The sequence below is a fragment of the Alteribacillus sp. YIM 98480 genome, from assembly GCF_009765375.1.
Classification (GTDB): domain Bacteria; phylum Bacillota; class Bacilli; order Bacillales; family Marinococcaceae; genus Alteribacillus.
Map to the genome: position 1 here is coordinate 96,429 of NZ_VTOK01000010.1, position 19,434 is coordinate 115,862.

The 19,434-nt window shown below is 39.2% G+C and carries 23 protein-coding genes and 1 pseudogene; 9 read left to right on the forward strand and 15 right to left on the reverse strand.

Annotated features, from left to right (window positions below; translation table 11 throughout):
* The first annotated feature begins 57 nt into the window (after positions 1–57).
* Together FZF09_RS13855 and FZF09_RS13860 are read left to right on the forward strand one after the other, a co-directional pair.
* Positions 58–456 (forward strand): ArsR/SmtB family transcription factor, encoded by a 399-nt coding sequence (locus FZF09_RS13855; protein WP_158737199.1) that lies wholly within the window; start codon positions 58–60, stop codon positions 454–456.
* Positions 457–516: 60 nt separating this feature from the next.
* Positions 517–1,167 (forward strand): LysE family translocator, encoded by a 651-nt coding sequence (locus FZF09_RS13860; protein ID WP_158737200.1) that lies wholly within the window; start codon positions 517–519, stop codon positions 1,165–1,167.
* Positions 1,168–1,205: 38 nt separating this feature from the next.
* Here FZF09_RS13860 and FZF09_RS13865 read toward each other — a convergent pair whose 3' ends face one another.
* The 6 genes from FZF09_RS13865 to FZF09_RS13890 all read right to left on the reverse strand — a co-directional run bounded on the left by FZF09_RS13865 (position 1,206) and on the right by FZF09_RS13890 (position 8,041).
* Positions 1,206–2,081 (reverse strand): aldo/keto reductase, encoded by an 876-nt coding sequence (locus tag FZF09_RS13865; RefSeq protein ID WP_158737201.1) that lies wholly within the window; start codon positions 2,079–2,081, stop codon positions 1,206–1,208.
* Positions 2,082–2,098: 17 nt separating this feature from the next.
* Positions 2,099–3,598, reverse strand: coding sequence for an MDR family MFS transporter (locus FZF09_RS13870; RefSeq protein WP_233269505.1), 1,500 nt, complete (start codon positions 3,596–3,598; stop codon positions 2,099–2,101).
* Complete coding sequence (locus tag FZF09_RS13875; RefSeq protein ID WP_158737202.1) at positions 3,576–4,457, reverse strand: TetR/AcrR family transcriptional regulator; 882 nt, start codon at positions 4,455–4,457, stop codon at positions 3,576–3,578. The genes FZF09_RS13870 and FZF09_RS13875 overlap by 23 nt, the downstream gene beginning before the upstream one ends.
* 508 nt (positions 4,458–4,965) lie before the next feature.
* Complete coding sequence (locus tag FZF09_RS13880) at positions 4,966–6,156, reverse strand: FtsW/RodA/SpoVE family cell cycle protein (RefSeq protein ID WP_158737203.1); 1,191 nt, start codon at positions 6,154–6,156, stop codon at positions 4,966–4,968.
* 162 nt (positions 6,157–6,318) lie between these two features.
* Complete coding sequence (locus tag FZF09_RS13885; RefSeq protein ID WP_158737204.1) at positions 6,319–6,477, reverse strand: hypothetical protein; 159 nt, start codon at positions 6,475–6,477, stop codon at positions 6,319–6,321.
* Position 6,478: 1 nt separating this feature from the next.
* Positions 6,479–8,041: an FAD-dependent oxidoreductase gene (locus FZF09_RS13890; protein WP_158737205.1), complete on the reverse strand. Its 1,563-nt coding sequence runs from the start codon at positions 8,039–8,041 to the stop codon at positions 6,479–6,481.
* 184 nt (positions 8,042–8,225) lie between these two features.
* Between FZF09_RS13890 and FZF09_RS13895 the strand changes: the two genes are divergently transcribed.
* The 6 genes and pseudogenes from FZF09_RS13895 to FZF09_RS13910 all read left to right on the forward strand — a co-directional run bounded on the left by FZF09_RS13895 (position 8,226) and on the right by FZF09_RS13910 (position 10,117).
* Positions 8,226–8,444, forward strand: a complete 219-nt coding sequence (locus FZF09_RS13895; RefSeq protein ID WP_158737206.1) for a stress-induced protein, KGG, repeat-containing protein — start codon at positions 8,226–8,228, stop codon at positions 8,442–8,444.
* Between the two features lie 229 nt (positions 8,445–8,673).
* A pseudogene (locus FZF09_RS23365) lies at positions 8,674–8,840 on the forward strand (manganese catalase family protein).
* A 108-nt stretch (positions 8,841–8,948) separates the two neighbouring features.
* Positions 8,949–9,059: a manganese catalase family protein gene (locus FZF09_RS23370; protein WP_370514462.1), complete on the forward strand. Its 111-nt coding sequence runs from the start codon at positions 8,949–8,951 to the stop codon at positions 9,057–9,059.
* A complete protein-coding gene (locus FZF09_RS23375) occupies positions 9,049–9,267 on the forward strand; it encodes a manganese catalase family protein (protein ID WP_370514465.1) in 219 nt (72 codons plus the stop codon). The genes FZF09_RS23370 and FZF09_RS23375 overlap by 11 nt, the downstream gene beginning before the upstream one ends.
* Positions 9,268–9,293: 26 nt before the next feature.
* Positions 9,294–9,473 (forward strand): YjzC family protein, encoded by a 180-nt coding sequence (locus tag FZF09_RS13905; protein WP_158737207.1) that lies wholly within the window; start codon positions 9,294–9,296, stop codon positions 9,471–9,473.
* A 347-nt stretch (positions 9,474–9,820) separates the two neighbouring features.
* On the forward strand, positions 9,821–10,117 hold the full coding sequence (locus FZF09_RS13910; RefSeq protein WP_158737208.1) for a YrhK family protein: 297 nt from the start codon (positions 9,821–9,823) through the stop codon (positions 10,115–10,117).
* Between the two features lie 194 nt (positions 10,118–10,311).
* Here the strand turns inward: FZF09_RS13910 and FZF09_RS13915 are convergent, their stop codons facing one another.
* The 4 genes from FZF09_RS13915 to FZF09_RS13930 form a co-directional block, all read right to left on the reverse strand.
* Entirely contained in the window at positions 10,312–11,412 is a 1,101-nt protein-coding gene (locus FZF09_RS13915) for a M20 family metallopeptidase (protein ID WP_158737209.1), read from the reverse strand.
* Between the two features lie 96 nt (positions 11,413–11,508).
* Positions 11,509–12,573: an ATP-grasp domain-containing protein gene (locus FZF09_RS13920; RefSeq protein ID WP_158737210.1), complete on the reverse strand. Its 1,065-nt coding sequence runs from the start codon at positions 12,571–12,573 to the stop codon at positions 11,509–11,511.
* 165 nt (positions 12,574–12,738) lie between these two features.
* A complete protein-coding gene (locus FZF09_RS13925; RefSeq protein WP_158737211.1) occupies positions 12,739–13,575 on the reverse strand; it encodes a 1,4-dihydroxy-6-naphtoate synthase in 837 nt (278 codons plus the stop codon).
* Positions 13,576–14,223: a futalosine hydrolase gene (locus FZF09_RS13930; RefSeq protein WP_158737212.1), complete on the reverse strand. Its 648-nt coding sequence runs from the start codon at positions 14,221–14,223 to the stop codon at positions 13,576–13,578. It lies immediately after the preceding gene.
* Between the two features lie 158 nt (positions 14,224–14,381).
* On the opposite strand from FZF09_RS13930, the gene FZF09_RS13935 reads away from it, so the two are divergent.
* Positions 14,382–15,218 (forward strand): alpha/beta fold hydrolase, encoded by an 837-nt coding sequence (locus FZF09_RS13935; protein WP_158737213.1) that lies wholly within the window; start codon positions 14,382–14,384, stop codon positions 15,216–15,218.
* Positions 15,219–15,269: 51 nt separating this feature from the next.
* On the opposite strand, the gene FZF09_RS13940 is transcribed toward FZF09_RS13935, so the two are convergent.
* The 5 genes from FZF09_RS13940 to FZF09_RS13960 all read right to left on the reverse strand — a co-directional run bounded on the left by FZF09_RS13940 (position 15,270) and on the right by FZF09_RS13960 (position 19,429).
* On the reverse strand, positions 15,270–16,985 hold the full coding sequence (locus FZF09_RS13940) for a DUF6044 family protein (protein ID WP_158737214.1): 1,716 nt from the start codon (positions 16,983–16,985) through the stop codon (positions 15,270–15,272).
* A complete protein-coding gene (gene rffA / locus FZF09_RS13945; RefSeq protein ID WP_158737215.1) occupies positions 16,979–18,109 on the reverse strand; it encodes a dTDP-4-amino-4,6-dideoxygalactose transaminase in 1,131 nt (376 codons plus the stop codon). The genes FZF09_RS13940 and rffA overlap by 7 nt, the downstream gene beginning before the upstream one ends.
* Positions 18,096–18,293 (reverse strand): hypothetical protein, encoded by a 198-nt coding sequence (locus FZF09_RS13950; protein ID WP_158737216.1) that lies wholly within the window; start codon positions 18,291–18,293, stop codon positions 18,096–18,098. The genes rffA and FZF09_RS13950 overlap by 14 nt, the downstream gene beginning before the upstream one ends.
* A gap of 77 nt (positions 18,294–18,370) precedes the next feature.
* Positions 18,371–18,736, reverse strand: a complete 366-nt coding sequence (locus tag FZF09_RS13955; protein ID WP_158737217.1) for an EamA family transporter — start codon at positions 18,734–18,736, stop codon at positions 18,371–18,373.
* Positions 18,737–18,757: 21 nt separating this feature from the next.
* Positions 18,758–19,429: a GNAT family N-acetyltransferase gene (locus FZF09_RS13960; RefSeq protein ID WP_158737218.1), complete on the reverse strand. Its 672-nt coding sequence runs from the start codon at positions 19,427–19,429 to the stop codon at positions 18,758–18,760.
* Positions 19,430–19,434 lie beyond the last annotated feature (5 nt).

Here is a 19,434-nt window from a genome sequence, read left to right on the forward strand (position 1 = left end):
TATTAAATTCTTTATCAACAGTGAAAAAGAATCACATCTTATTTCCTAAAGTATAACATGTTAATTTTTTCTATTTTTAAATATTTGATAAAAACTTTTAATCACTGTACAATTCTACATATGTCGAAATATAAAATTAATTCTAAAGATGTAACAGCTTTTAGTGAAATGTTTAAAGCATTATCAAACCCTTATCGTCTTCAAATTTTTCTTTACCTGGCAAATAATTGTTATCCAGGAGAGATAAGTACACCAGAAGAGATGCGCACAAGCGTAGGAGAGCTGGGGGAAGGCTTAGGAATTGCAGCTTCGACAGTGTCACATCATTTAAAAGAGCTGCGGCAAGCAGGGTTAATTCGCATGGAAAGAAAAGGGAAAAATATTGAATGTTGGGTTGAATCGAATACAGTAACACAACTCGCACTCTTTTTTAAAAACGCGAAAGGAGGAAAGTAAATTTTTTTGACCATTCAATTCGATAATTTTCGAATATTAGAATTAAAAGGGGAAATTAATATGATAAACATATTGGTAAACGGTTTCATTTTAGGGTTTGTTGCTTCACCTACTTGTCCTAGCAATGGTGAAGAAATAAAACAAGGAACACGCAGCGGCTTTTTATTTGCCCTTTCTGTAGGTTTAGGGGCCGTAACAGGAGATGCAATAATACTTGCTGCTGTATTATTAGGGGTTATGCCGGTTATAAATACATTTCCTATCGTTAATTCCTTATTATGGCTTACTGGAGGTGTAGTGTTAAGCTATGTGAGCTGGGGGATTTTTTCTGAAATCAAAAATATACAGGGGGTTTCTTCTCAAAACAATGCTGCAAACGTAATTTTAAACAAGAAAAAAATTCTTCAAGCATATTGGGCAGGAACAGCCATTACAACTTTTAATCCATTTACCTTGGTATGGTGGACAGGATTGCTTTCTCCCATGATGATAAACAACCAAAACCTTACTATCTTTTCTTTAGCAGTACTGGCCGGGTCCCTCGCATGGTTTACTATTTTAGCCATTTTCCTTCATGCAGGCAGGAAATACTTGAATAAACGATTTCTTCAAATAATAATCACGATAAGCGGAATGGTTATACTTGGATACAGCCTCTACTTTTTTTGGCAATTTATCAGCGAATTAATTGAGATAGGGGGAGGTAACTAACCTCCCGACCCTCTTTCTATAGTGATTCATCAAAAGTTTTAAATAATATCAAGTGGTGTTTTTCTTGAAGGGGGTGGAAAAGCGCTATCTAGCTGGTTTTGTTCTTCTATTGTTAATTCAATGCCCGCAGCTGCTGCATTGTCAATTACGTGGTTCTCTTGACCGGCTTTTGGAATGGAAATAATTTGATTTTTTCTTATTGTCCAGGCAAGTGCAATTTGTAATGGTTTTGCCTCATGGTTTTTCGCGATCTCTTGAATGACAGGATGAGTAATTAATTGCTTTCTAAGCATACCGCCTTGAGCCAATGGACAATACGCCATTACCGGCATATGATGCTCTTCTTGACAAGGCAGCAAATCAAATTCGATACCTCTTGAACTTAAATGGTATAATACTTGATTCGTCGCACAGTTAGAACCGTAGTTAAGGTTCCTTAATTCTTTCATATCATTTATATCAAAATTGGAAACGCCCCATCTTTTTATTTTACCTTCTGCCTTCAGCTTTTCCATTCCTTCTACTGTTTCCTCTAAAGGAACTCCTCCCCGCCAATGCAATAGATACAGATCTACATATTCTGTCCCCATTCGTTTCAAACTGTTTTCACAAGCAGTCTTAATCGTTTCAGTTCCGGCATTATGAGGATAAACTTTTGAAACCAAAAAAACGTTATCTCGCCGGTCCTTTACCGCTTCCCCTACGACGCGCTCCGATTCACCTTCCCCATACATTTCGGCTGTGTCAATTACCGTCATACCTAAATCAATTCCGCGCTGTAAAGCTTTAACTTCTTCGGCCTTTTTCATTGGGTTTTCCCCCATATGCCATGTTCCTTGTCCTAAGCACGGTAGAATAGTCCCGTCTCTTAACGTGACAGTACGTTTTTTTAAATGATCCTCCCAATAAGTCATTTTTTATCCACCATCCTTTATATTCCGGCTTCTGCTTCTTTTTCTTCTGCTGCTTTTCCTAATTTTTCTTGTTCTTTAGAGCGAAGAAACAATGAAAGTAAAAATGCTATCAATGCTAGTATCGTACTTCCCATAAATGCCCATTGATAACCATTCAATTGAGCGAGCTGCATCATTTGGGTTTGTGCCTCCTCTTGAGGCATGCCTTCGATAGAACTGTCTGGGCTAAAACGGCTGGCACCTACACTGACAAATGTCACCAATATTGCTGTCCCAATGGATGCCGATACTTGCTGCATCGTATTCATCATAGCAGATCCATGCGAATAAAGGGTTTCCGGAAGTTGATTCAAAGCCGAAGTAACTACTGGCATCATAGCAAATGAAAGACCAAACATTCTAATAGCATATATAGTGGTCATATAAGTAAACGATGTTTCTAACGTTAGATTTGTAAATAAATATGTGGTGATCGTTACAATCAATAAACCACTAATGGCCAGCCACCTTGCCCCAAATTTATCAAACAAGTGACCGGTAATAGGAGACATAATGCCAATCACAATAGCACCAGGAAGCAGCATTAATCCAGATTCTAACGGTGTGAAATCCATAACGGTCTGCATATAAAGAGGCAATAAAGTTTCCGCGCCAATTAATGAAATCAACACCGCCATCGTAATAAGCATTGATAGAGTAAAAACTGGATATTGAAAAACGCGAAACTCAAGCATTGGGGCTTTAAGCTGAAGCTGTCTTCTAATAAAGAAAAATAAAATGACCATTCCGCCCGTAATGCTTGTCACGACCGATAAACTACCCCATCCGCTTTCTGCTGCGATACTGAATCCATATAAAATCCCGCCAAAACCAAACGAAGAAAGAATAATAGAAATAACATCAATTTTAGGTTTCGTCAGTTGTGTTACATTCTTCATATATAAAAATGCTAGTATCATAGTGACTGCCACTAATGGCAGAACGGTAAAAAACAGCGCTCTCCACTCAAAGTGAGCAAGAAGCCAGCCAGAAAGGGTCGGTCCAATAGCTGGGGCAAACGAAATAACAATTCCAGCCATCCCCATTGCTGTTCCTCGTCTTTCTACCGGAATAACTGCTAACAACACGGTCATTAACAATGGTAGCATGATCCCAGAACCGGATGCTTGGATGACACGAGCCAAAACAAGAACAGGAAACGAAGGAGCGATTGCAGCAACGAGCGTTCCTGCTCCAAACAAACCAATCGCGCTTAAAAATAAACCTCTCGTTGAAAACCGCTCAATTAAAAAAGCAGAAATCGGAATCATAATTCCATTTGTTAATAAGAATACCGTTGTTAACCACTGCACTGTATTTTCTTCGAGATTAAACACATTCATAATTGTCGGAAGAGCAGTGGCCAGTAGTGTTTCATTTATTATTCCCATGAAAGCCCCTGCCATTAAAGCTGTAATCATTAAACCTTTTTGGATAGGAGGGAGGTTCCAGGATCTATTGGTTGGTGAACTCATCATTTATTTCTCCTTTCCATTCTTCCCACATATTCACTAATTTTTGGATTTCATTTTTTAAATAGGGACGATGTAAGAGATACAATAGTAAGGCGTCTACTAAAAACTCTCTCCTGTCGCTGCGTTTTATTTCGGTAAGCACCATTTGAACTGTTTCTCTGTCTTCTTTTTGAAATTTAGTTGGTTGTTTTTTGACATCGGTCTGCATTATTTCTAACTTCCGAATTATCGTTTGAATGTCTGTTTTATGTCTTACGTCTTCTTCCCCTACAGGAAGCAGTGGTTCTATATTTTTATCTTGATGTACAATTGCTTCTAATCGATAAAAGATAAAACAAGCAAGCTTAGGAAGGGACAGTGAATGGCCTTCCCACATATGGAGCATTAAATATTCTTTTATCATTCCTTCCATTATCGCAGTTAAATCTCTTATATAGGGGCGTACCCTGTCACCAAATGCCTCCAATAAAGCATTTTTATGCCATTCCCTTAAAGCAAGCTGCATTTCTTTTACTTTGTGGTTCACTTCATTATCATCGGTTGGAAAAAACTCGGTAAATAAAATGTGAAAGAAGGAACAATACTCCACAGACTTTGTTAGTTCCACTTCTATTTTTTGAACTAGTCGCTCTTTGGTCGTTATTCCCGGGTACTCCAAACGCTCCGCTTCAAGCAGCAAATTGTGATGATATCTCTCAAGTAATACAAGCATCATACTTTCTTTGGAGGTAAAGTGTTTATAAAAAGCACCTTTTGAAATATTGCAAGCAGTTGTAATCTCTTGGACAGAAGTGAAATGGTAGCCTTTTTTTGAAAACAAATTCACCGCTGTATCCATAATTTCTTGTTTTTTATCTGACATTTACGAACTCCTTTGACCAACTAGTCACAAATAGTAAACATATAGTCACCACTTTATATTAAAAGGTAAGTTCGTTACCGTCAATCATTATTACTCGGTAAGAAAAACTCCCTCTGTGTGATTGAGTTTTCTTTCAAACACTCGATTATTCGCAGGATTTCTAACTATTTTGCACTAGTGAAAATAAACAGGAATTAATTGGTAACCTATTTAAGCAAAAAAAGGCGGGTGCTTCTGTTGGAATACAATTCATTCCATAATATTCCATATAAAGCACTTACTCCAAATATCCCCTGGTGGTTCACCCTCCCCTGTTTCAACGGGTCTGTACCCTCTTAATCCTTCGTTTCACCTGTCCAAGAGTGGAGCCTGACTTCTGTTCGGTTTGCAGCCGACTACTTGAGGAGGCCGTAGTTTTACTTATACTTTCATCCTTTAACAAAGTTAAACATTCCTGGCGCATAAAAGCCTCACAGGCAGCATAGAAACATATGCCCGTGAGGCTTTCTTAAAATCTTGCTTTCTTTTGTTTACCTGAATGTTCAGAAGCAGAGAACATAAAGGTTTCGCGATGATACCGAACACTCATTACTAATCCAATCGCCAGCATCGTCGTTAGAAGAGAGCTTCCTCCGTAACTCAGTAACGGCAGTGTAAAACCTGTAACAGGAAGCAAGCCAATATTCATGCCAATATTTTGGAAAACTTGAAAAGCCAGCATACCAGCAATACCGGAACAAATATAGGTTCCAAACGGATTATGAGACCTCAAAGCTGTCATGATAATCATATACAAAAGGATAAAGTAAAGGGTAATTACAAAGGCTGCCCCCGCAAAACCGTGAGTATGACCAATAATAGCAAAAATAAAATCAGTATGTGCCTCTGGTAAATATACATCTGCGTCAGAACCAAACATTCTTCCTGTGCCAATGAGAGTAAGAGCCTGAGCTGTTTGATACCCTTCATCTACGAACTCAAAAGGGTTTAACCAGCCGTAGAAGCGTCTCACTTGATAAGCAGATAAATTAGAAAAAATATACTGCTCAACAATACCGGGGTAACGAAAAAAAGCATAAATGAATCCTGCCAACCCTAATATAGGCCCGCCGATCAAAACGGTTATAATCTTATAGGAAACGCCCGATACGATAACTAGTGCAATAAAGATGGAAAGGGTCATCATAACCATTCCCATATCAGGCTGTCTAACAAGAAATAGAATGGGAACAATGACGACTGCTGCCATTTTTGCTAGGAGTTTCAAATCGTTCGGCAAAGAACGGGTATGTTGTAAATTATGTCTGTTAATGATGTTGCTTAAAACGAGAATAACAAATATCTTCATTAACTCAGAAGGTTGAAACGAACCGATTACAGGAAATTCAAACCACCTTACCGCTCCCTTGTTTGGAGGGGCAATAGAAGCCGGAGCCACTGCTAAAAACAATAATAAAGCAAGGCCAAAACCATATAAAATCCAAGACAAATGCGTGTAATATTCAAAATCAAAATGAAGGACGATAAAAGCAACGGCAAATGCTGCAATAAAATAGATCGCTTGCCTTATGACAAAATTTGTATCATACTGAGCCATTTCCTGTGCGTTATATATGTATAAACAGCTGGCTACAGCGAATAAAAAAAGCACAAAAAAAAGATTAACATCGTATTTATCATGTTTTATATTATTTTGCATAATCCACCACACACATCATCTATTTCTTCCCTTTCTGCAGAAGTCTATAATAAATTATATCAGCTTTCTGCTTTAGAAGGGATGGGGCTGCCCAAAAAAGTATATCCCATGCAAATGGGTCATGTAAACAATACGGAGCAGCGCCCCTTATAATACTAAAGCTTATTTATGAAAAAAATCGTCCGGGTTTTTTTCACTTTCTTTACCCGCTTTTCTTTCATCTACTTGCCTTTCTGGGTCTGGATCTTTTTCTTTCTTATGCTTTTTTATTTTCTGTTCCGGCGAATCTTCATTTCTTCTTGCCTTTTGTTCCTTCGTCATTTTAAAACTCCTCTCTGTTAGATTCATTTATTCGTTTTAATGGCATAGTGGCAGGCCCTTCAATAATCTCCCCATCATAAGCGAAGCGCGATCCGTGGCACGGACAGTCCCACGACCGTTCTGCATCATTCCACTCTACATCGCATCCCATGTGAGTACATTTTGGTTCAACTAAAAATGTTCTTCCTTGTTCATCTTTATAGCCTCCTGCTTTTTTCCCTTTCCAATTCACCAGGCTTCCTTCATCTGGGTGAAGATCTTCTGCCTTTTGTCGTCCTCTATTTAATTTTCCTTCTGCAAACTCTTTTCCTACATTAGCATTTTCTTTTATAAAAGCAGAAATCTCTGATTTTTTTCGTTTTTTTCGAAGCGGAGTAAACACCTCATGGTACCGATTTTGTTGTTGCAGAACATAATCTTTGAGCAATAATCCAGCTATTGCTGCGCCTGACATGCCCCATTTTGCAAATCCTGAAGCAACTAGTACATTTTCTTTTCCAGAAACCATGGGACCTATATATGGAACCTTATCCAATGTAACTAAATCTTGTGCAGACCACCTAAAAGGAATTTCCTCAATTCCAAAGTTTTTCTCGCCAAATTCTTCTAAATTTTTGTAGCATTGAAATGTATTAGCCAGGTGTTTTCCTGCAGCGTGCCCTTCTCCTCCTATCAGTAAAAGGGTATCTCCGTAATCAGAAGGAGTATGACGGATCGAACGAGTTGGAGTGTCTATATTAATATACATTCCTTTTGGTACAGGACGAGAAGGACGTACAGCAAGAGAATAGGAACGCTCAGCGTGTAAACGTGAAAAATATTTCCCATCCCCATCATTAAAAGGAAAATGAGAGCACACAACAACTTGATTACTTTTTAGCTCACACCCTTTAGCAGTTTTGATTAGAGGCTGAGACTGATGAGTTATATCAACCGCCCTTGTATGCTCAAAAATTAGTCCGCCTTTCTCTTGAATAACCCGTACGAGTTCCCGAAAATATTTTACAGGGTGAAACTGAGCCTGGTTTCGAATAACGAGAGCGTCCTTGACATGATAGGGTAGTTCCACTTCACTTAAAGCATATCCACCGTTTATCCCAATTTTTTCATAGGCAGCTGCTTCATTTTGTATTTTCTTCTTTCCTTCTTCTGTACTTGTGTAAAGATACGCATCTTGTGTGCTAAAATCACATTTTATTTGATGGCTTTCTGCCGTGTTTCTAATAAAAGAAATAGCTTGTTCATTTGCTTCATAATACAGTTGAGCTGTTCTTTCACCGAAGTTTTGAAGGATCTCGTCATAAATCATTCCATGTTGCGATGATATTTTAGCGGTTGTGTGTCCTGTTGTTCCTCCTAATAAGGTATCGGCCTCAATAAGGGCTGTTTTCACCCCGTTTATTGCCAGTAAATATGCCGTTGTTATACCTGCTGCACCACCCCCTACAATGGTTACATCTACAACAATATCCTTATTTAAAGGCGGAAAAGATGGAAGATTTTCCTTTTGCAGCCAGAACGAACGGGCATATTTAGGGATGTTAGATCGATAACCGAAAACCATTATTCTCCTCCCTTCTTTTTATTTCTATTGGTCTGTTTCCCCTTTTTACTTCTTAGAAACAGGTAAATATAATTATCTAGCATTAAAGTTTAGTTAAATTGGAAGGCAGGAAGAGATTTAAGGTTTGCGGGAGTAAGAAAGGTGGTAAAGCTTCATAGAAACGATAGAAAGGAGGTTATAATCTATGGCTGAAAGGCAAATCAAAATGAGCAGAGAAGAAGCAGGTAAACGCGGAGGACAGACAACAAGTGAAGAATACAGTCAAAAACACTTTGAGGAAATAGGCCAAAAAGGCGGAGAAACAACGAGTAAAAAGTATGGCCAAGAGCATTTTGAAGAAATCGGCCAGAAAGGCGGCCGACATTCTAGTAATAATTCTAAAAACACCAATAGTAATCGTTAATGTTGAAAGCCGATTACCATTGGCGCTGTAAATAGTAAAGGGGCTCCCGCTAAAAAAACCCCTATGCTTTACATCTTACCACAAAACTACTGTTTCTTAAATTTCACCTCAAAAAGCCAGATTTTTTTTATGTTCTTTCATTAAAAAGAGCTTCCGTTTCATGCTAAACCTGAAAACAAAAAAGCTTCAAGAAATTCTTGGCGGTCAGTTTTGTGAAATTTCTGTAGCTATGCAATACATGTTTCAAGGGTGGAATACCAAAGGAAACGAAAATTATAAAGATTTAATTTATGGACAGAAAAATTAGGACACGTAGAAATGATCGCCACAATGATTGCCAGATTATTAGATGACGCTCCAGTATCCCAGCAGAAGAAGCAGCAAGTGATCCGGTAATAGGCACTTATAATGGAAGATATCCTACTCTCATCATGCCATTGTTTCGGGACTAAGTGCTATGCCGGAAAACAGTGCTGGGGTCCCGTAGATAAGGGAGTAAAAAAGATGCTTTCCTTTCTGCTTGCTAGAAATATCATGCATCAAAACCAATGGATTGCTGCCATCAAAGAGTTAGAAGAAAAAGATGGCGTGGTAACTCCAGCATCTGTTCCATAAGCGTGGGAAACAGAAGAATTTTCTCACCAGCTTATTAACTTTTCAGAAGGAGAAGACAGTGCAAGAGGAAGCTGGGCAGAAGGGGGAAACTCCTGATCCCTCTGGTAATTTGGAGTATGTGAAAGAACCAAAGCATCATGCAGGGAAGCCTGACCTGAAACCGGCTCCACCTTATATGTATAATACGCCCCCCTTTGATGATAAATAATAAACTAAATTCGGAGGTGCATTATTATGGCAAACAATCAATATAAAACAGGTGAAAAAGCTCCAGAGAGCGGCACTTACAAGGTAGACAAACTGGTGAATGGAAACAATGCTAACCAGGACAACACCACGATTGAAGTAAATGAAGGAGATCAGTTCCCTCCTTCCCCGTCTGAAAATGAAGCAGCTTATTGGGTAAAAGCATAGATCATCCCCTTAATATTTACCCCCATCTTTCACTCGCTCCCCTCTTGGAAGCCCAAGAGGGGATTTCAATGAAATAATATAGGAAACATTTTATATAAGAAAAGCGCAAGCGCCTTGCTCACGAGCGACAAGTCCTGGAGGGGCGGCATATGGAAAGCTGATCTTTGCTTTCCATTGACGAACCGAAAGAATCTCGAGCTAGTAGGCGCTGGAGCTAGACATGTAAAACGCCAACTATTTATCATTTCTTACCTTTTAAAGAAAACTTGACTTCTCGTCAAGTCCTTATAACCGAAGTTATGGTTTTAACAAAGTTAAAATAAAGTATTAGAAAGGGTGAGGCCTAATTGCCGCGGTTAAGTGATGCTCAAGATTACTTAAAAGTTAAATTTAAAAAATCCAACTTTTATTTTTGGAAAAGGTACAAAGTAATCAGTACAGTGAATGATCTATCAACAGGAATCTGGTTTACACTTGGAAGTATCTTGTTTCTATTTACCCCGCCTATCCAAACAGCAGGAAATATCTGTTTTATTTTAGGGAGCCTGCAGCTGCTCGCCCGTCCTATTATCCGAATTATTCATGATTCAGAGGTGAAAAAATTTCAGAGCTTAAAAGAAAATGAAACGGAGTATTATCACTAAAAAAATAGAAATACCGCCGTTATTTACACACTTCCTTTAACGGCGGCATTTCTTTAAGTTCTACTTATCATGCTGGATTCTTTAAAATCAGCACGGTACCAAGTATATCAGTGCTTTAAATATATTTATTCTTTAGCTTTCAAAAAGGCTGATATGTACTTCACAAGGTACTACCAGCCTTTTGTATTAATGTTTTATTTATTTTGCACTGCCCGCTCTTCTACCTTGGAAAATTGTAAAACAAAATCCAGCAGAATATCTTGGTAAGCATGGACCGTGTCTAAATATACTAATTCATTATCCCCATGCCAATTGTGGCCAAACGGTCCAAACTCTACCGCTGGTTTATTGTGCTTGGTAAAAAATTGACCGTCAGACGACCCGTGCTGGCCAAAAATGTTTGCTCGTTCTAACTGCGTCCTTTCTTTTACAGAAGCAGCTAACGCTTCAACATAAGGATCATCTGCTTTTGTTTTTACAGGATCGTTAATGATATGGACATCCACTTTTGCATCTGCCGTTTCTTTAATCTGTTTTATAATGTCATCTACCGATTGTTTCGGTAAATACCTTATATCAATAGACATTATGCAGTGTTCCGGGACTTTATTATAGACCGTCCCTCCTTCTATTTTTGCAAGGTTAATCGAAGGATTATTGTACATAGGAGGTTCAGTTTCTGCAGCAAATGGAAGTTTCAGAATTTCTTCATACAGCTGATATGCCTTTTTAATGGCGTTTTGTCCTTCCCACGGCCTGCTTCCATGAGCTGGCTTTCCTTTGGTTTCAATGTCAAGCTGCAGCACTCCTTTCGATTGAACACCAATCCCTAACTCTGTCGGTTCCCCGCAAATAACAAAATCTCCTAAATAACCTTGTTCCGTTAAATACTTAGTACCGTTTAAACCGCCTGTTTCTTCATCCGAAACAATTTGCAGTTGAATCTGAGAGTTAAGATTGTGCTTTTGTGCTTGAACTGCTGCCTCCATCATAGCTGCCACACCTGCTTTCATGTCAGCAGAGCCGCGTCCATACATTTTTCTTTCTTTAATATACGGAGAAAATTGTTCTTCCTTTCCTTTGACGACGTCAACATGACCATTTAAAACAACCGTTTTGTCTCCGCTTCCGATTTCAGATACTAACATGTGAAACCCGTTGTTTTCTAACTTTCTTACAGGAAGGCCGCGTTCTGTTAACCAGTTCTCACAGAACGCGACCGCCCGATTTGCCCCTTCCATTGTAGAGCTGTCAATTTTTATTAAATCTTTTAAAAGCTTTTCCGTATCGCTCATGAGTAATCCTCCTTACAGAACAACTGCTATTACGAGCGATCTCTCGTATTCTATAAAACTTTTACCGTCTGTTTATAGAAATAAACATAATACTTTTTATTTGGCTTCCGTCTTTTCTTTAATAGCGTCTTCTACTTTTCCTTCATTAATTCTAACCACGGTGTCATGCCGTGCAAGTTCCACGTCAGCATCATCTTCTAACCACTCTTGTTTTAATTCTTTTCCGCGAGCTAGAGCAATATAAGCTGCAGGAATATTGGCTCCGGCAGCGTGGGAGAGCGCATAGCTTCCTCCAAAGCGCGGATTAATATCAATAATGTAGTAATCCTTGCCATCGTAAAAGACATCCGTATTAATATATCCTACATGTTTCAAGTTCTCACCAATCTTCTTGCCTATTTGAAACAACTCATTGCTTCTTACCGATACAGCCTTATCTACATCTCCACCGCGCATTTCTAATTGTTTCAATGCTAAAGAGGTGAGAAACTGGCCATTTAAATCATTAAAAATATCTAAACTGAATTTTTCTCCTTCTATCACATCTTGTATAATTACATTCTCCTCCGGAATTTTAGAGGTAGCATCGTCTAAAGGCGTTTCCTTGATCGTTTGAACAGCAAGTTTATATGCAAATTCCATATCTTCTACATTATGAACGATCTCAATACCCATCGACGCAGACCCATTGCGCGGTTTGACGATCAATGGAAAGATAACCTCTTTATTTACTAAACCTTCTTTCGCTTCTTCTATGGTGAAATACGAACGCGGAGCTTTTACTCCATAGGAGCCAAGCAGCTTATGATACATTCCTTTATCTCGGACTTTATGAACAATATCTGGGCTTGGAGTAAATACCGCCACCCCCAGTGCTTCTAATTCTTTTTTATGATCGGCTAGTTTTGGTACTTCCCAGTCGTTTAAAGGTACCAGGCAGTTAACGTTGTTTTCTTTACAAATAGAAAATACAGCTTCGATATACCGTTCATCTGTTTGATGTGGGATAACGTAACTCCGGTCAGCCGCTTGCAGAGAGGGGGCATTTTTATCTGGATCCGCTACAATGACATTACCTAGTAGATTTTCATCTTTTAACGCTGCTTGAAAAAAACTGATAAAATCTATACGTCTGGCACCTGATGTTAATAATATATTCATAAATTTCATACCTCCAGCCTCTTTGTAGTACCCCTTCTTAAATCTTTCACTCTTTCATTCCCCTGATAGTCTATGTATACCCAAAAATAGGTACATTAACCTTAAAATTAGTGTAAGAAAAATGACTCCCTTGCTGTTAGCAAAAGGAGCCATTAAAAATATTATTTACTTTAATGCATTTAAATCAAAGGACGGCACCAGACCTTTCTCTGCTGCCCTTCCAAGCAGGGACTCTATCGCTGCGTAACCGTCTTCGCCAAGATCTCTTGTAAATTCATTAACATACAAATCGATATGAGATTGAGCAACATCTGGAGACATCTCTTGTGCGTGTTCTAGTACGTATTCACGTGAAGCTTCGGGATTCTCCCATGCATACTCAACAGAAGCACGGATCCAATCCGCAAGTTTGGCATGATTTATAGAATCTGAACGTTTTGCAATAATTGCGCCGAGAGGGATTGGTAAGCCTGTGTCCTCCTCCCACCATTCTCCGAGATCTTGCAGCAAATGAAGGCCATAATTTTGAAACGTAAACCTTGCCTCATGTATGACTAAACCAGCATCCACTTCACCGCTTTGAACCGCCGGCATAATTTTATCAAAAGGCATCACCCGGATTTCTCCAACGTCCTCAGGTACATTTTGAGCAACCCAGAGGCGAAAAAGTATGTAAGCAGTTGAACGATCACTCGGCACTGCAACCGTTTTTCCTCTAATAGCAGCAGCTGAGTTTGTTTTGTCAGCTGTCAAAACAAGCGGACCGCACCCTCTTCCTAATGCTCCGCCGCACGGGATAAGGCGGTAATCATCGAGCACCCAGGGCAGCGCTGCAAAAGATATTTTCATCACTTCTGGTCCTTGTTGTTTAGAAGCCCAATAATTTGTCTTATCAATATCTGCATAGGTTACATCAAAAGACGGAGCACTATCGATCAGTCCATGTACCAATGCGTGGAACACAAATGTATCGTTTGGACATGGTGAAAAAGCTATATTCATTTAAAATACCTCCTGTAAACCATTGCTTGCTTGTTCTAACGCAGCAAGCGCCTCTTTTATTTTCCAATTATCTCTATCTCTTGGACCAACGAAGTTTGAAATAGATCGAACTTCAAAAACCGGCACGTCAAGCTTTCGGGCTGAAACAGCAACACCAAAGCCTTCCATTGCCTCTGCTTTCGCTTCAGGTACACGAAAAACCAAATTTTCAGCTGTTTTAGCTGTACCGGTAACGGTTGCAGTCGTTAAAATGGGCCCTGTTTGAGCTTTCAGACCTCTTTCGGCGATGGTCGTACACAATTTGTCTGTAAGAAGAGGATCACATCGGTAACGAGAGCAGCCCAAGTTTAATTTTTCTAAATCATAAAACCCTTCGTTTGTTTCTGCTCCCAAGTCAGCTCCCCAAATCTCACTTGCTACCACAATGGATTCTAGTTCTGTTTGAGCTCGGAAACCACCTGCAATTCCTGCACTTACTACTGCACTATATGAATCTTTTGTAAGAGCAATTGCTGTACTTGCTGCTGCTTCAGCTAAACCGACACCACCTGCAATGACATCAAAACGACTATTGCGGTCTAATCCTCGCTCTACTGCTTCACGCTCTGCTTCTACAGCCGTAACGATTAAAACCTTACTTCCTGACATGTACTGGTACTCCTTTTTCTTAAATCTACCTTTATCATATCACGAATCTCTTTGAATATTAGAAATGAAAGCTTTACCTATTAATCCATGCAAAAGTCTCACTTACATTATGTGAAAATATGATAGAATTGTGTAAGATCATCGCAGGAGGAACAAGCATGTTCAATATTGTATATAAGAATAATAGAGTAATTATCTTTATTACCTCTGTCCTTATAATTCTCTGCAGCTTACTGCTGTTTTCCGATGAGCCGCAAACGAAGTCTCAAGACACTGATCATATCACGCCAACCTTGTTTATTCATGGTTTTAAGGGAGGCCCCGGTTCCTTTAATACCATGCTTCATCGATTTGAACGTAATGGTTGGGGCTCAAGAGGATTGATTTTTCATGTGAGTGCTGATGGAAAGGTGGAAACAGAGGGACAGCTTACTAATGACAATAATCCCTTTATACAAGTACTATTCGAACATAACAGAGCCAGTTTAGCCGATCAAACCGTTTGGCTTCAGCGTATTATGGCTTCTCTTTATGAAAAATATGAAATAAGACAAGTTAACCTCATCGGCCATTCTATGGGAGGTTTAACTTCTGCTAATTATCTCTTGCACAATGAAGGAAACAAATACCCAGCCGTAAATCGCCTGGTCGTTATAGGCAGTCCATTTAAAGGCATACATCAAAAAAGTTATTTCGAGATTAATACCGGAGCCGCTACGGTAGATTTACAGCCAAGCTCTGCAGCATTAGAAAATATGGTTTATAAAAAGGACCATTTCGATGAGCATGTATCGGTACTTGCGATTGCCGGTGTCATTAATAATGAGGAAACAGATGGGGTTGTAAGCAAGACCAGTGCTTATGGAATAAAAGATATCGTTCCTGCTGCTAACTATCAAGAAGAAACCATTTATGACACCAATGCCACCCATTCCGGTCTGCACGAACATACTGGTGTTGATAAAAAAGTAGCTGCGTTTCTCTGGGACAAATAACTTTTAACTAAACCTCCCGTTCCAACAGTGGATAACGGGAGGCTCTCTTTGTTATGAAGCTGGTTGGTATAAAAAGATACGCCAAGGAGAATCCTTTTTTTCAAATACTTCGAGCAGCTCTAAATTATTTTCTTCTGCATTTTCTAATTCAGCTGCAGAAAGAATATAATCTCCATCCATTTCTTTGAATGCTTCTGTACCAAAATCTACATTCTCTACTTTTTTATTTTTATCTTTAGTAAGAAGATAATTTTCTCCAATTTCATCTAGATATACATACACTCGGCCGCCCCACGTATCATAGTAATCTTTTAATGCCTCATTTTTTTCTAATTCACCTGATATCAAGTTTCGAAACTCATGTTTATACGAAAGCGGGTACATGGTTGCATATACATCAAGCGTATACATCCCGTTATATCGGGCCATGGCTGGATGCATTCCAATACTAACCACACGATAATCGCTTGGTTCTTCTCCAATATAATCCTTGATATCATCAAATAAACCTTCTGAATAAAATTCCTCAAATGAAGGGTAATCGATACTTCTATATTTTAACTCATGGTGTTCACCCGCCAGCACAGCTAATTGGCAGATAATCAGAACAGGTACCAGCCATTGGCTGTACTTTATTCTTCTACTAATAATAGCTAAAGCAATTGCAAAACTAATATACCAAAGAACAGCATTGAGTAAATGAACTCTTCCAAAGTTAAATGTATTAAACAGTTGATGGGCATCTTTTAATACACGCATTCCCTCCCAATACCACAGGGAGTACCAAAAGGAAAAAATAACTATAAGAAAGAAAAGAAATGGAAGCAATTTTTCCGATTGCAAAAATGTCAGGCTCGATTGATCTTTTTTCCACCGCTGTCTAATCCAGCTGCCTATTAAGAGTAATAAGGCAAATACAGCAACATACAAAATCACGTGTTGATGTAAAGATTCAGAATGGGTGTGAGCCGTAGTGAAATTTTCCCAAAACAGTCCAAGTGTGTCGGGAAAATTTTTATGACCTCGGGAAAATTCTTCCCGATGCGGGGTAAATCCTTGTCCAAATAACATACCTGTTACTAATCTGTATTGCTTCAATAGATAGATGGAACCCATCAATATTAAAGCCGTAAACATCTTCCAATTTACGTTTCTTTTTCTGATCCAATCAGTAAGCCACAGTACCCCCATTAAACCAAGAAAGAAACTAAACGATAATACTAAAAGGGAGTAAAATGGTATCAGCACGATAATAACCCAATCTTTAAACGATGATTCCTGGTTTCTTATATTCAAAAAAGCGTATAAGGCGAGCGGAATACCGGCAATGCTTAATGCTCCAAATGGCCAAAACGGAAGAATAGAAAACGCAAGAGCAGAGCCAACAGTGATAACAGGGCTGACTTCTTGGTTGCGGAAGATATGTTTTTTCAATAACAAGAACATGCCAATGAAAGCAATAAAACGCATAAGAAATGCATTTATCGTAATGACCGTAATTGGCTCAAACAAATAAAACAATAAAACATATAGATTCCATTCTGAATCCAATGAAGCACGCGGCAGACCATTCATCATATTCGGTATCTGTGCATCATTTTCTGCAAATATTTTTCCGCTTTCCACTAGCGTTTTATACCATATGAGATTGGAATCGAGGTTATCATGAATTCGTACGTGCGAACCTTCTCCAAGAATAACAAGCGGTGATAAATACACCAATAAACCTATACATCCGATAATAAGAAGTATGCGTTCCTTTAACATGCATAGAAGCTCCTAACTGTTTCCGCTATATACTTCACTTTTTCTTCCGTAAGGCCATAATACATTGGCAGCCGTACAAGCCGGTCACTTTCGCGTGTCGTAAACCGATCGTTTCCATAAAAGTGTCCAAAACGCTTCCCAGCATTAGAAGAATGCAGCGGTACGTAGTGAAAAGCACTTAAAATATCATGTTGCTTCAACCAATCAATGAGTGCTGTTCGCTCTTCTAGGTCTTTCGTTTTCAAATAAAACATATGGGCATTGTGTTCACAGTTATCGGGAATATTCGGCAGTTCTGCTCTTCCCCTTTCAGCTAAAGAAGACAATTCCTCATAATATTTATGCCATGCCTTCAGCCTTTCGTCATTAATCGTTTCCGCTAGTTCCAATTGGGCGTATAAAAAAGCAGCATTCAGTTCACTTGGTAAATAAGAAGAACCAGCATCCACCCACGTGTATTTATCGACCTGGCCGCGGAAAAACTGCGAACGGTTTGTTCCCTTTTCTCTAATAATTTCTGCACGCTCTTGCCATTGTTTGTTGTTAACAAGAAGAGCACCGCCCTCCCCGCTCGTGTAATTTTTGGTTTCATGAAAGCTGTAGCAGCCAAGGTCTCCGATCGTTCCGAGTGCCTGGCCCTTATACGTACTCATTACCCCTTGAGCTGCATCTTCAATGACTGTCAGATTATGATTTTTTGCTATCGCTAAAATTTCATCCATCTCACAAGCGACACCAGCATAATGAACGGGAACGATCGCTTTGGTTTTCGAGGTGATCGCTTCTTCAATTAAACGTTCATCCATATTCATCGTGTCCGGACGTATATCTACGAAAACGATAGCAGCTCCCCGAAGGACAAACGCATTTGCAGTCGACACAAAGGTATAAGAAGGCATTATTACTTCGTCGCCAGGACCTATGCCAGCAAGTAGAGCTGCCATTTCGAGGGCATGTGTGCAAGACGGAGTTAAAAAGGCTTTTGGACAATTCAAGCGCTGCTCGATCCATTGATTGCAAGACTTTGTGAAGCTGCCATCGCCAGCGAGCTTGCCGTTGTCGATTGCCTGATTTATATATTGCTGTTCATTACCGGTTATTGGCGGTTTGTTAAAAGGAATCAATGTTTGTTCCCCTCCTTATAAAGCGAAATTGTCCAATAGTTACAGCTAAGATGCTATTAAGAAAAGCGCAAGCGCCTTGCTCACGAGCGACAATTCCTGGAGGGTCAGCATATTGAAAGCTGATCTGTGCTTTCCATTGACGGACCGAAGGAATCTCAAGGTAGTAGGCGCTGGAGCTAGACATGTAAAACGCCAAATATCTATACTTTCTTTCTCACCTTTTAAAAAAAACAAAAAATGAATGAACCGAATGCGATTCACTCAGGCAGATTGGCTTGTTACAATAATCCCCGCAATGATGAGAAGGAGACCTATCATTTTGTGGGCAGTGACAGCTTCATGGAATAGAAAAATAGATAATAAAAAGACGAGCATAAACGATAAACTCATAAACGGATAAGCGTAACTAAGATCAAACTTAGTCATGGCGGCCATCCAAAAGAGAGATGCTACAAATGCCGAAAGAAACCCCGAAAGAATGAGCGGGTCAAATAAGAGCTTCAGGAGAAAAAATACCTTTTCCTGAAGCCCATCAGGCAGACCGCTGTACTTAGAAATCCGCCATTTTAACATGATTTGTCCATAGACAGTGAAAAATATCGTGCCAAATATATATAAATAACCCAATCTAAAAACCCTCTCTGCACCTTACTGATTTAGTTTATGATAAACATCGACCGCGTCTGCAAATTTAAACCCTAGAGAGGCAGTCAGATTTACCATTGCAAGGTTTGCAGCAGAAATAGACGTTTTAATTTCATCATGTCCTTCTTCAAATAAAGAACGAACGGCCCGGCTCCAAAAATATTTTGCTAAACCCCTGCCTTGATATTCAGGTTTAAAGGCTTGCAGCAATACTTGATTATCCGAAAAAGCAAAGAATCCTGCGAGATCATCTTCATAAAGCAGCCCCCACACATTCCCTTCATCATATAACTGATTTAACCAATTATCATAGCGTTGATCAGCTCCACTTTTTTCTAATTTAAAATCACGATGAAAGCGTCCATGGTCGTATGCACCTTTTGAGATCGCTATGATATCCTCTCTTTTCACATCTGACAATAACGTTAATTTTTCATCCTCAAACGGAGTAAAACGTTCTTTTTTACACACCGGCGTCAGCAGTGTATCCGTATAATAAAAACTATAATCATGAAGAAGTTGTTTTGAATCTAATGGGTCTACTTTAATAGTAAAATGTCCTTTTAGTTGGTCACTTTTTTGCAATGCTCCTTCCGAGTACTCTAGCAATTCATAAGTGTCGAGCTTTAAAGCCGGTTTATCCCATGGTGTTTCGCGAAAAATTTCTTGTCTCATTGATG